The sequence below is a fragment of the Planosporangium thailandense genome (assembly GCF_011947195.1).
GTDB classification, from domain to species: Bacteria; Actinomycetota; Actinomycetes; order Mycobacteriales; family Micromonosporaceae; genus Planosporangium; species Planosporangium thailandense.
On record NZ_JAATVY010000025.1, the window covers coordinates 77324 to 90162 of the forward strand.

Consider the following 12839-nt stretch of genomic DNA (forward strand, 5'->3'; position numbering starts at 1 on the left):
GCAATGGTTACGCGCCGGTACCAGCAGTGACTGGTTCACGACAGACAGCCGTTCCATTGACCACGAAGAATTCCTTCAGCTGGCCGTCCGACCTGCCGGACGGTTCCCGCGATCGAGGGGGAGCCGATTGTCCAGAATGCTGTCCAGCCGAAGCTACCCGCGGGCCCACCGTGCGGACACCGTGGACGTGCTCGGGGGTCGAGCCGTCGCCGACCCGTACCGTTGGTTGGAGGACGCGGACGACCCGCGCACCCGGGAGTGGCTCGACGCGCAGGCGGACCTGTACGAGCGGGCCCGTGCCAGCTGGGCGGACCGGCCGGCCGTACTGGAGCTGCTGCACAAGCTGACCGCGTTCGACCTTCTCTCGGTACCGCGATGGCGCGGTGGGCGGGCCTTTTACACCCGCCTCGGAGTCGAGGCCGAGCGCGTCGCGCTGCTGGTCGCGGAGGACGGCAGCGAGCCGCGCACGTTGATCGATCCCGCGGCGACCGATCCCACCGGCGAGACCGCCCTTGGCGCATGGGCACCCTCGGTCGAGGGGACGTTGCTGGCGTACGAGCTGGCGGTCGGCGGTACCGAGGAGTTCGCGCTGCGGGTACGCGATGTCGATACCGGCGTCGATGTGGACGGCCCGATCCCGGGCTGCCGCTATACGAGCGTGGCCTGGCTGCCGGGCGGGGCGGCGTTCTACTACTGGCGCGACCGCGGTGCCGGCCCGCGGGTATACCTGCACGAACTGGGTGCTGATCCGGCCGCTGATGCCGAGGTTTTCCACGGGGCGGCGGACGCGGAGGAGTTCGATCTCGTCATCGGCGCCGACGGCCGCTGGCTGGTGATCACCGCGACGGTCGGGCTCGGCGACACCACCCAGGTGTGGGTGGCTGACCTCGCGGCAACGTCGCCGGATCGCCCGGCGATGCGCCGCCTGGCCGACGCCGAGGGTGGCTGGACCGCGGTGTGGCCGCACCGCGACGGGCTGCTCTACCTGTTCACCGACACCGACGCCCCACGCGGTCGGATCCTCGTCGTGGATCCGACCGCCGACCCGGAGGTCCGGGCCCGGACGCTGGTCGCCGAGGATGCCGTCGACGTCATCGAGTCACTGGCCATCGTGGACGACCTGCCCGTACCGGAGCTGCTGGTGTGGCGAGCACGGGCCGGCCGATCCGTGCTCACCCGGCACCGGCTCGACAGCGGGGCAACCCTCGGCGAGGTGACCCTGCCCGGGCGGGGAATCGTCTCCGAGCTCGCCGCGCGCCCGGAGGGCGGCCCCGAGGCGTGGTTTCGCTACTCCGACCGGCTCACGCCGGAAACGGTGTACCACTACGACGCGCGCACCGGCGCCTGTGCGCCCTGGCGGGCCGGGCCACTGCCCGAGGTGCCGGCCGTGGTCGCCACCGAGACCACCTACCGCTCCGCCGACGGCACGCCGGTACGGCTGCTGCTGCTGGGCCCGCGCGAGGACGGGACGGCCGGTCACGCGCCGCGTCCCACCATCGTGCAGGCGTACGGGGCATTCGGCGAACCGCAGGTTGCCGACTACTACGCCGCCGCGCTGGCCTGGGCCGCCGGCGGCGGGCTGTTCGCCGTCGCCTGCGTACGCGGCGGCGGCGAGGAGGGCGAGGAGTGGCACCGGGCCGGCGCCGGAGCGCACAAGCAGCAGGGCATCGACGACTTCCTCGGCGCCGGCGAGTACCTGATCAAGGCCGGTTACACGCAGCCCGGCGGTCTCGGCGCGTTCGGCCAGAGCGCCGGCGGGCTGCTCGTCGCCGCCGCGCTGACCCAGCGACCCGACCTGTTCGCCGCCGTCGCCTGCACCGCGCCGCTGACCGACATGGCCCGCTACGAACTCAGCGGGCTCGGCGAGTACTGGCGCGAGGAGTTCGGCCGGCGGGACCAGCCGGCCGAACTGGAGTGGCTGCTCGGGTACTCGCCGTACCACCGGGTGGTACCGGACACCGGGTACCCGGCGGTGCTGCTGACGGCGTTCGCCGACGACGGCCGCGTCGACGCGGGCCACGCCCGCAAGCTGGCCGCCGCGCTGCAACACGCCACGGCCGCCCCGGACCCGATCCTGCTCCACCATGAGGCCGGCGTCGGCCACGGCGAGCGTACCCGCAGCGGCCGCCTCGCCTACTACGCCGACGTCGTTTCCTTCTTTGCCGCGCATCTGCGCGCCGATGCCTCCGTCGCCGCGCATCTACGCATCAACCACCACCACCATGCGCCACCGGATACGGCTGGCCAGCACCAGTGAGATAGATCGTGCCCGCACCACCCCACCCCTCGGAGGAGGTGAACGACATGATCAAGAAGTCCACCAAGCGCTACAGCGCCGCCGCGACCGTGGCGAAGGGCTGACACTGACGATGACGGCGGGGTGTCCGCACGGGTACCCCGCCGTCATCACGGACGCCGTACCCGATGCGCATCGACAACGCCGAGGAGGCGCCGTGGCACACCCCGCGCTCAAGACCAGCATCCCCTACTTCATCGCCGACGGGGCCGCACACTTCCGGCTGAGCGGTGAGCTCACCTCGCTGGAGGACCCCGACGGCCGGGTCGGCACGCTGCTGTCCCTTCTCGACGGGACCCGCACGGTCGACGAGATTCATCGTGACCTGTCCGCCACCTACCCCGACATCACGCCCGCCGACGTGGCCGAGGCGGTCCGCGACCTCGACGAGACCGGACTGTTGCAGGACGCCGATGACCGCGGCGACGACTTCGGCGAGGCGGCGCGCGCACGCTGGTCCAACAACCTCGGCTTCTTCGAGACGTACGCCTCGCTCACCACCTCCAAGTACGAGTTCCAGCGCCGGCTGCGCGACGCCAAGGTGGCTGTCCTCGGCGTCGGCGGGATCGGCTCGCACGTCTTCATCGACCTGGTGGCGATCGGGTTCACCGACATCCGCATCGTCGACTTCGACCGGATCGAGCTGTCGAACTTCAACCGGCAGATCCTCTACGGCGAGCCGTACATCGGTCGGTTGAAGGTCGAGGTCGCGGCCGAGCGGGCCCGCACGCTCAACAGCGGCGTCCGCATCGATCCGGTGCAGAAGCGACTCACCAGCGCCGACGACGTCTACGAGGTGGTCGCGGACCGGGACATCGTGATTGCCGTCGTGGACCGTCCGAAGATGCACATCGCGCACTGGCTGAACGAGGGCTGTGTCCGCGCCGGCACCGCGTTGATCGGCGGGGGAGTGGACACCCAGCGCGCCACCCACTACACCATGGTGCCGGGCGTGAGCGGCTGCGTCGAATGCTGGCTCCGCCAGGTGCAACGGGACGACCCCACGTCACGGATGGTGCTCGACGTGATGCACCGCATCGACCGCGACGGCGAGCAGTTCGGCGAGGACACCGCTGCCTTCAACGGCCTGGTGCTCACCGCCGCCGGCCACATGGTCAACGAGATGGTGCGGTTGGCCAGCGGGGTAACCCCGCCGCTGTCGGTCGGCCGGCTGCTCGCGGCCAGTTTCCACGACCCACGGCCGGTCGAGGCCGAGTCGTGGAAACGCGACCCCGACTGCTCCGTCTGCCGGCACGCGGCGCCGAAACCAGCGCTGCGATGGCTGGCCTCGGAGGCCGGCCCGCTGCCATTCTGACCTCTCCGGCCGGACCGACACACACCATGGAGATCGACCACCCATGACCGACGTCGTGCAGGAGGCGGACACCGCCGGCAACCGCAACGGTGTTCGCCTCCGCTCCGCGTTCCTGGTGTCCTCCGCGGGGGACTGGATCTATCGCTTCGCGGTTCCGACGCTGATTCTGACGATCACCGGTTCGGCGATGTCGACTGCGATCGCCTACGTGATCGAGTTCATTCCGTACATCGTCGTGGGGCTGTTCGCGGGCGTGGTGGCCGACCGGGTCAACCGGCGCCGGGTCCTCATCGCCTGCGACGTGACCTCGTTCGTCATCGCGCTGGCGATCGCCGGGTTCGCCGCCCTGGAGCATCCCCCGGTGGCGGCGCTGTACGGCTGCGCGTTCCTGCTGGCCTGCGTACGACCGTTCTACTTCCCCGCGTTCCAGGGCTTCCTCGTCGACGTGACGCCGGAGCGCAAGCTGTCCCGCATCAACGCGTGGACCCAGACGATCGACAGCACGCTGGGCTTCCTCGGGCCGATCATCGGTACCGCGCTGATCGCCGAGCTCGGGGTGCCGCTCGCGGCGCTGGTCAACGCCCTGTCGTTCGCGCTCTCCGCCCTGCTGATCTACCAGATCTCGTACGTGGTCGCCGGAGCGGGCGCCACCGGCGAGGGGCAGCTGGGCGCGGCGCTCGCCGGCGTCGGCCGGGACTTCGTCGCCGGCCTGCACACCGTCTGGCGGATCCGGCCGATCTGGTGGGGGACCCTGCTGATGGCCGCGGCAAACCTGGCCGGGTACGTCGTCGAGGGCAACCTGGTCTACCTGCTGCTCACCGCCGAGCGACTGCCGAAGATCGCACTTGGCCTGGTGTTCAGCGCGCACGGGCTGGGTGCCGTGGCCGGCGCGGTGCTGGCGCCGCGGCTGATCGACCGGTACCCGACCGGGCGGCTGCTGGCCGCCGGGATGGGCCTGTCCGCAGTGGCGATGGCGTTGCCGGCCGTGATACCGCACTATGGCGCGATCATTGTCGGCTGGGGCATCGAGGGGATCGCCACCTCGGTGATCGTCGTGTCCTGGTTCACCGCCCGCCAGAAGATCGTCGCTGCCGACATGATCGGGCGCGTGGTGTCGGTGAGCCGGGCGGTCGCCTACGTCGCGATCCCGCTCGGCGCCGTCCTCGGCGGCGCGCTCGCCGCGCAGACCAGCCCGGTGCGGTTGCTGTTCCTGTGCGCAGCGCTGCTTCAGGCGGCCGTCTTCGTCGGTACCGCCGTATCTCCGGTGGGCCGCATCGACTCCGCGGTGCCCGCGCCGGCGAGCGACCCACACTCGCCCGCGCTGCCCTGACGGCGCGGTTGTCGAGCGGTCGTACCCGTGGAGGACACCGCCGGGGCGCGCAGGACCAAGACACGCGTGCGCACGGGTTTGGACGTGCTAGACGGATGAGTGCTTGGCAGAATCGGAGTATGAGTGGCTGCGACCAACCAGCCGCGGCCGATTTCCTCGCAGACCCGCTCGACTGGCTCTGCACGGCGAGTCGGGCCGGTCCTGTGGCCGTCGTGAGCGACACCGGTCCGGTGCTCTCCCATCAAGAGACGGCGGTTGGCGCCGTGGGTGTTTTCGGACCGGCTCTGGTGCGACGGGTCCTTGGCGACATCGAGACATTCGCGATGCCGGCGCCAATTTCGGCCCGGCACGAGTTGCCACCGCCGTTGGCTAACCTCAGCTCCGCGCTTTTCAGTATGTCTGGCTCGCTCCATCGCAGCCGCCAACAGTTGCTCGCACGGTTGCTCGGACCGGCGTTCGCGGTCGACCAAGACGTCGCCATTGACCGGGGGATCGAGGCGTTCCTACCAGGCTGGTCACCGGGCCGCGAGGTTGGCTTGATCCAGGAGATGCGCCGGCTGGCACGGTGTGTCGCAGAGCAGGTGCTCTTTGGCGCAGACGGCAACGCGGCGGCCGGCATTGGCCTCGCGATCCAGCGGTACTTCGGTCTCCGTCGCTGCTTTGCGTCGCGGTCGAGCCCGTGTGAGCCGGCACAGCTCGACGCCTTGGTGGAGCAGGGTCTGCTGGTGGACGGCTTGCTGCGAGGGCGCGTACAGGCGCTACTGCGCGCGCGGCCGGGAGGTGCAACCGGGGTATTGGGCCGTCTATGTCAGCTCACCTCCGATCGTTCGCTGGGTCTTTCCGAAGATGAGTTGGTTGCGCACGCGTGTGTGCTGTTCATGTCGAGTAGCGAGCCGATCGCCACCGCGATGACCTGGATCATGCTCGCCCTCAGTCAGCATCCCGAGTTCCGCGCCGATATTCGTGCGGAGCAGCGGGATCCTGTCGCCGGTACCGGGTCGGTGCGGGGGGTTGTGCGCGAGGTTCTGCGACTCGTCCCGCCGAGCGCAATCATGATGCGATTGACCAGACGCGATGTCGTGCTGGCGGGTGTGCTCCTACCCGCGCTGTGTGAAGTGATCATCAGTCCCTTCGTCGAGCATCGACGACCTGACGTGTTTCCCGAGCCGCATCGGTTGTGGCCGCAGCGCTGGCTCGCCGGACGGGTCGATGCTGCACACTTCATTCCCTTCGGCGGCGGGGCCCGTGCGTGCCTCGGTCGGCGTGTCGCGCTGGCAACTCTGGAGCGCGGAACCGCTGTGCTGCTCTCCGCGGCCGACCCCGTGCTCGCCAAGCCGCAATGGATCGATTGGCAGATGAACGTGACATTGTTGCCGACAACCGATCCGGTGATGCGGCTTGAGTCGCCCGATGGAGCTCCGGCCCGCGGCTCAATTCTTTCCGGTCCGGCGTCCGACCTTCTACAGCGCACTTAGTGATCTTGGTTTAGGCTTTGCAAATACGACACTTTGGAGGCTAAGCCATGGCACAGAGCAAAGAGGAGCCTGCCCAAATGTCGAACATCGAGATTAACCGGCACACGGAGATCAATCTCGAGGTTGACGAGGAGAAGCTTCAGGCGATCAGATCTTGTCTGGAGAAGGGTCGGCTGTCCATCCGCATGAGCAATGTCGACCTCTCACAGGCGGGCCGGCTTCAAGCGCCCTATCTATACGACTGAGCATTTGGAGCGGTAATGGAGTATCTTGCCCTCGAGCCGGGCGGTCCTCCACTCGTTGGGCTGGCCAACGGACCGGTTGTGGAACCATTTCTCGCTCGGCACGACCGCCTACTGGACTATGTCGAGGTGTCTTTCGAGCAGTTGCGCCACAATCCCGTAGCGGCGCAGCTCCAGGAGCAAATTCCGGTCCTGCTGCATTGCTCGAGCATGTCGGTTGCCGGCTTCGTACCACCGACCGACCAGACCCTCGAGGCCATCGCCGAACACGTGGATCGTACGCGTACGCCATGGATTGGCGAGCACTTGGCCTTCATCTCGGCAGATGCATTGGGGGGCGACGACGCTGTCGGACCGACTGAATTGACCTACACAGTCTGCCCGCAACTGAGTGAGGAGACGGTGGAGCGAGTCGTGGTGAACCTGAGCTGTCTCCGCACCCGGTTCTCCGTGCCGATCATTCTGGAGAACTCCCCGCAGTATCTGGCCTTGCCAGGTAGCACCATGACGATGGCTGCCTTCGTCGCGCAGGTCGCCCAGCGGTGCGACGTCGATCTGCTGCTCGATGTGACCCACTTTCTCATCACCGCGAACAACATGGGGCTCGACCCAATCGCGAGCGTGCACGAGTTGCCGTTGGAGCGGGTCGTTGAGGTCCATCTCTCCGGGATGTCGCAGCAGTCGGGACGGTGGTGGGACGACCACGCGGCACCCGTGCCGGACGCGGTGTTTGATCTGCTCAGGCAGATCCGGCGGCGGATCCGGCCGAAGGCGGTGACGTTCGAATATAACTGGGCGCCATCCATGCCCGAGTCCGTTATCGTCGATCAGATCATTTTCACGCGTGACCTGCTAGCGGTGTGACGTGACCAGGCCCACCTCGCTCGTCCCGCCGACCACACCGTCGGCAGCGGCGGTACATGCGGTGGTCGCCGCCGGGCTCGCGGACCCGGACCGGCTCCGCGCCTGGCGGGATCGGCCCGACCTGCTTGCGGCATTGGGGCTGGCGCCGGCCACGGTCGACCTGGAGGCGCTCGAAGACTTTGCGGGCTTGTCGGAGAAGATCCGCTACAACCAGTGCCGTGGCGATCTCCCGTTGACGTTCCGTCTGCTGTCGCTGACTCAACTGGAGATCGATCTGTTCCGGCAGTACGCGCCCCAGTCGTTGGCTCGACGCCAACTCGGCAGGGTGTCCACAAGTGAGCGGCTCGATGGGCTGCTGCTGTTTGTCGAGGCGTGGACGTCAGATACCGATCCGGTTCGTTGCCTGGTGCGGGACGTGCTCCGGCATGAGCATACGATCGCGTCGCTCCGATCCGCTCCGGTGGCGTCCCGCGTCGAAGTATCCCGCGATCTGGTCGTTCCGCGGCACAACGGCCGTCTGGTGATTCACCGGATGACATGTGACCCGCGACAGGTCGGCACCGTGCTGCGTGACCGCCATCCCGACCTTACCCAGATCCGGCGGGGGAGATGGACTTTCGGCTATCACCGATCCACAGCGGGGCCGCTGCGGATACTGGAAATGGAGCCCGGGATCGGCGACCTGTTGATGACTATCGATGGCCGACGTAGTTTTGACCAGATCGCAGCCGATCTGTTCGGTGACGCGGGCGCGAGCGACATGCTGCACGCGGCCTTTGCCCAGCTTACCCGGCTGGGGCTGCTGGTCTGGGACGCCCCGGAGGGGGTGGCGTCCTGAAACTGACTCTCGTCGACAACTTGGTGCTTCCCGCGCAACATGATCTGCACCTGCTCGACACGCATCCGCACTTGGGCCTGCTTTCGCTGGCCGCCGTGGCCCGCGCCGACGGGCATGATGTGACGATCTACGACCCCAAACGGCTCGTCCGAAGCGGCGCGCTCGCGTATGACGAGACACTGTACGAGCGGGTAGCCGATGACCTACTCGCCGGCCGACCCGATGCGGTTGGATTGACGACCCTCGGGTGCAGCTTCACCTTCGTCGTGGGCGTTGGCCGCGCGCTGGAACGCCGGGAACCCGACCTGCCGCTGTTGCTCGGCGGCCCGCACGCGACGATGCTTGCGCGGCCGATCCTTGACCGGTACCCGACCTTTGACGTCGTCGTCCGGCACGAGGCCGAGGAGACGCTTCCTGCCGTGCTCGCCAGCCTCGAGACCAGGGATTTCGTCCGCGTGCCAGGAGTGACCTGGCGGACACCTACCGGAGTGGCAGAAACCGCCGGAAGTCCGCGCATCGACGACCTCGATACTCTCCCGTGGCTTGACTACGAGTTGTACCCGATGCGGGAACTGGGCCTGAGCCTGCTCCGAGTGGAGGCCGGGCGCGGCTGCCCGTTCGCGTGCGTGTTCTGCTCAACGGCCACATTCTTTCAGCGGCGCTACCGGTTGAAGTCGTCGCGCCGCTTGGTGGCTGAGATGGATGCACTGCGCGACCGGTACGCTCCGCGTGAATTCAAGCTGGACCACGACCTGTTTACTGTGGACAAACGGAAGGTTCAGGAGTTCTGCGCTGCGGTGGAGGGACATGGTCACCGCTGGCGCGTGTCGGCCCGCGCCGACTGCGTCGATGAGGAGCTTCTCGAACATATGGCGGCTGCCGGCTGTATCGGCCTCTACCTCGGCGTGGAGGCTGGATCAGAGCGCATGCAGAAGATCTCGGCGAAGCGGCTGGATCTGGACCGAGTGGCGCCTACTCTCAATGCCTGCGAGCGCCTTGGCATTGAGACGACGGCATCGTTCATCACCGGATACCCGCAGGAGACCACGGAGGATCAAGACGCCACGCTGAATATGCTGGGCGACTGCTTCGACCGGCCAGCTGGGTCGTGCATCCCGCAACTGCACATCCTGACTCCGGAGCCGGGCACGTTACTGTTCGACCAGTTCGGCCCATCGATGCTCTTCGACGGCTACGCCACACCGTTCAACTCGTGGCTGTTACGGCCGGAGGACCGGCAGGAAGTGCTCGCGGAGCCGGCCGTTTTCGCCAGCTACTACTATTATCCGACGGCCTTGCCAAGATACGTACACGTTGGCGTGGTTGAGAGCGTGGATCTACTACGTAGGCTCGGTCGCCCCGTTCTTGTCGAACTAATCCGCTCCCACGGTGGCAAGCTGGCCGAGCTCATACGCGGCCTGATCGCCGCCAGTCCCAAAACCGGGCCACCTGGTGCCCGGGAGCTAGAAGAGTACGTGCGGGCGAGGCTGGGCGACGACGATCCGGTCACCTCGCTGGTGCGATACGCGCTGCTGCTACGAAACCCCGTACCTGCACGGCGCCGGAGGCGACCCTCGGCGCCGACCGACAGGGCTGCCAATATCCATGCTCGTTACGCTCTCCCGGCAGGGCTGCGGATGCTCCACAACGTCCACGACTGCGCCGAGGTCATGGAATGGCTGTCGGATGGGAGTCGGCCGGTCGACGCGGCGCACCTGCCACGCACCAGTTACGTGCTGCTGCCCGGCGAGGAGCGGCCCGCACAGGTCGCCCTCGGTGTCACTGCGCTACTTGACCTGGTCGGAGCCGGCTGCAGTCCGCACGACGTGGCAGTGTCGGTCGGTGCCATCGGCGACGACCTGACCGAGCAGTGGTTGGCTGACCTCGTTGATGCTGGGCTGCTCATAGCTGCCGACGTGGACGAATCGGTCGACGCCAACTGACTTGTGGTCCGTAACGGACCTGACCCAGGCGTTCCACATGGCTGCCCCGGTGGATTTCGTCGCGGACGCGCTCGGATCTGTAGGGCAAGCGCTGATCCATCAGTACATCGGCCCATACGGGCCCAACACATCAGCGCTACCCACTCGCTCGCGCAGGCCCCCGCACCTCGGTGCCCAGTTGGTGGATCGTGCCCGGCACGCCCTCGCGTTCACGTGCGCTCCGGGGCCCGGCACCGTGCGACTGCCGCAACTGCTCCGAATGCTGGATCTCGGCGACGTGCTGGACTTGGGCTGAGGCACCGGCGGACCGCTCGTCGCTATGGCGGCCGAGCCGCGTTTCCGTGGCTGCGGGATCGACCGAACCCAGGCGATGATCAGTATCGCCGAGCAGCGCCTGCGGACCGCGGGCGTAGGCACCGACCGTATCCGACTGTATGTAGGAGATGCCATCACCCTGAGTGCGGTCGTGCCAAGCGACGTGCTGCCGACAGTGACGACAAGGCCGTGACGCTGACAATGCACCGGTCAGGAAGGCCATGACCCACGCCGGTTCATGGCCTTCCGCCGATAGCCGTGGGAATCTATGTGATTTGAGTGGGCGCTCGAACAGGCAGTCTGAGAGGTGTGCTGCTCGATCGCTGGTGGCGTCGTCAGTCGATCTTGATGCCTCTATACACAGCGAACCACCCGAATTCAAGTGCGCCCACGTCGGACTGGGTGAAAGCTCCGCCAAAGATGAGTTCCGGTGGGTGGTTGTCTCCCAGGTGGCCCGTGTACGTCTGGGTCACGTCGCCAGGCAGTTGACGATTGAGGACTATCTCTCTGGCTCCCGGACTCCAGGTGCCGGTCCAAAGGTCTTTGCGATTCACATCATCGAAGCTGACTTCCAGCTCGACGGGGCCGTTGTCGGCTGCCGCGAATATCGTCATTGTGCCGGGAGATCCGTTACCGTTGATCAGCCAATTCCCTATGAGATCTTTACCGCTCGCCATCGTTCACCTCCCGAAACGTCGTGTTCGTCTGTCCCCGATTGTGTGGCGCAGCGCGCGCCCCCTGCTTCCCGGTAGTGGGGCGTTGAGGTGGGAAAGGATTGGGCGCGGAGGTGCAGGGTCAAGCACGGTACACTTATTCATGGCCAATGAGGACGACGGTATAGCCACCTACAAGCTCTTCGTCAATGCGTTGCCTTGTTCGGATTATCTGGGCTTCGCCAGGTTTGAGGTCTGGTATGTACGCGTGGAGTGGGATGTGTAGTTGGTCGCATCCTCGATAGAATTGCTGGCGTTGTCGCAGTAGTTTGCTCCGCTCGGCGGGTACAAGAATTTCTGGGTCCGGGAGGGTGACATCGACGGGTGTCGGGTTTAGCAGGCCGGCGGCGGCGGTGCTCGACGGAGTCCGGAGGCGGGTGTTGCGACTTCCTGCGTACAGTTGAAGCCACTCCATCGTTCCGGGCGGCTCGACCACGACGTCCACGTCGGCTTGGCCCGGAGTGGCATACCAACCCAACTGCAAATCGACGGTCGCCTGTGCGGGTGACGCTGCCTGTACGACCGCGATGTTGCGTTGTCCAACGTGGCGATCCGTGGACGGAGAGAATGAGTTCAGCGCGACGGGGTCGAACATCGTATCGCCGGCGCGGACGACCAGGCACTCATGTCCGTTGTTGAGGAACTCCGGTATCCAGGTGGTGGGGCATTTCACGACGGCGTGTGCGCCCCGGCTCAGCCAGGTGCCGTACGCCTCGGTGACCTCACGCCACTCGGCGTAGACAGTGAAGCGATCCGCTAGGTCGACGTACGTGGCGCCGATGAGGTGGCCCGCCGATCTGGAGAAACCGAGGCTCGGATCGAACCACCAGAATTCTATCCGCACCCGGAACGCGGGTGCCTTGCCCAGGTTCCACACGTGTGCGTACAGCGTGTTGGGTCGGCCGGCCTGTGCCGTCTCGCCCTGGCTGGCCGGGCGGAGTGGTGCGTCGTCGGCGGCTTGGTTGGGCACGACATAGATGTCTGGTGACTCCCAGAAGACCCCGGGCGACGGGCGTTGCCCACGGTCGGCCGAATTCCGCCGGATTAACAGGTACGGTAATAATTCATCCTTGCGCGGACCAAATGTCGGACCGATCCGTCCGACCTCGCTGACCTTGCCGCGGAACCAGGGAATCTCCGAGGGATCTCCGACCGGCGGGCGATCCTGCTGCCATGGAGGAGTATCGGAGGTCTGTGGCTGGAACGGCGGAGGGTGGGGTATGTCGACCGTCCCAGGGGGCGCGGGCGTGTCCGGCGGTGGGCAGCAGGGGCGAGGTGGATGCTTGGTACCTTTGCCGCATTCGCAGGAAACTGATACCCGGACGTCCACGTCCCGGTTGCAGAGGCACCGGCAGGGATGCTCCGAATCGTGATGCTTTCCGCATTCTTCGGCGTCTCCTGGCCTGTTTTGGTGCTCGCAGCTACACCGGTAGTGATACGTCTGATCATTTTCGTATTGGCGGTCGGGCCGGTCTGCGCGTCCTTCGTCATTCACATTCATGGTGTCG

General features: G+C 66.7%; 10 protein-coding genes. 8 read left to right on the top strand and 2 right to left on the bottom strand.

Going from position 1 to position 12839, the window contains the following annotated elements:
• Nucleotides 1-136 precede the first annotated feature (136 nt).
• From HC031_RS25785 to apyD, 8 genes are all read left to right on the top strand, one after another.
• The gene (locus tag HC031_RS25785; protein WP_240942976.1) at nt 137-2257 is read left to right on the top strand and encodes a prolyl oligopeptidase family serine peptidase; all 2121 of its coding nucleotides are present in this window, start codon (nt 137-139) and stop codon (nt 2255-2257) included.
• A 196-nt stretch (nt 2258-2453) separates the two neighbouring features.
• Nucleotides 2454-3611, top strand: coding sequence for a ThiF family adenylyltransferase (locus tag HC031_RS25790; RefSeq protein WP_167928010.1), 1158 nt, complete (start codon nt 2454-2456; stop codon nt 3609-3611).
• 43 nt (nt 3612-3654) lie between these two features.
• Nucleotides 3655-4941, top strand: coding sequence for an MFS transporter (locus HC031_RS25795; RefSeq protein ID WP_167928011.1), 1287 nt, complete (start codon nt 3655-3657; stop codon nt 4939-4941).
• 119 nt (nt 4942-5060) lie between these two features.
• Complete coding sequence (apyO, locus tag HC031_RS25800; protein WP_167928012.1) at nt 5061-6416, top strand: RiPP biosynthesis cytochrome P450 ApyO; 1356 nt, start codon at nt 5061-5063, stop codon at nt 6414-6416.
• Nucleotides 6417-6493: 77 nt separating this feature from the next.
• Nucleotides 6494-6661: an aminopyruvatide family RiPP gene (apyA, locus tag HC031_RS25805; protein ID WP_167928013.1), complete on the top strand. Its 168-nt coding sequence runs from the start codon at nt 6494-6496 to the stop codon at nt 6659-6661.
• A gap of 15 nt (nt 6662-6676) precedes the next feature.
• Nucleotides 6677-7522, top strand: coding sequence for a multinuclear non-heme iron-dependent oxidative enzyme ApyH (gene apyH / locus HC031_RS25810; protein WP_167928014.1), 846 nt, complete (start codon nt 6677-6679; stop codon nt 7520-7522).
• Nucleotide 7523: 1 nt separating this feature from the next.
• On the top strand, nt 7524-8360 hold the full coding sequence (apyI, locus tag HC031_RS25815; RefSeq protein ID WP_167928015.1) for a RiPP maturation protein ApyI: 837 nt from the start codon (nt 7524-7526) through the stop codon (nt 8358-8360).
• A gap of 23 nt (nt 8361-8383) precedes the next feature.
• On the top strand, nt 8384-10303 hold the full coding sequence (apyD, locus tag HC031_RS25820; RefSeq protein ID WP_338090832.1) for a RiPP biosynthesis radical SAM protein ApyD: 1920 nt from the start codon (nt 8384-8386) through the stop codon (nt 10301-10303).
• A gap of 650 nt (nt 10304-10953) precedes the next feature.
• Here the strand turns inward: apyD and HC031_RS25825 are convergent.
• On the bottom strand, nt 10954-11295 hold the full coding sequence (locus HC031_RS25825; protein ID WP_167928016.1) for a hypothetical protein: 342 nt from the start codon (nt 11293-11295) through the stop codon (nt 10954-10956).
• Between the two features lie 133 nt (nt 11296-11428).
• On the bottom strand, nt 11429-12301 hold the full coding sequence (locus tag HC031_RS25830) for a hypothetical protein (RefSeq protein WP_167928017.1): 873 nt from the start codon (nt 12299-12301) through the stop codon (nt 11429-11431).
• Between the last annotated feature and the right edge of the window lie 538 nt (nt 12302-12839).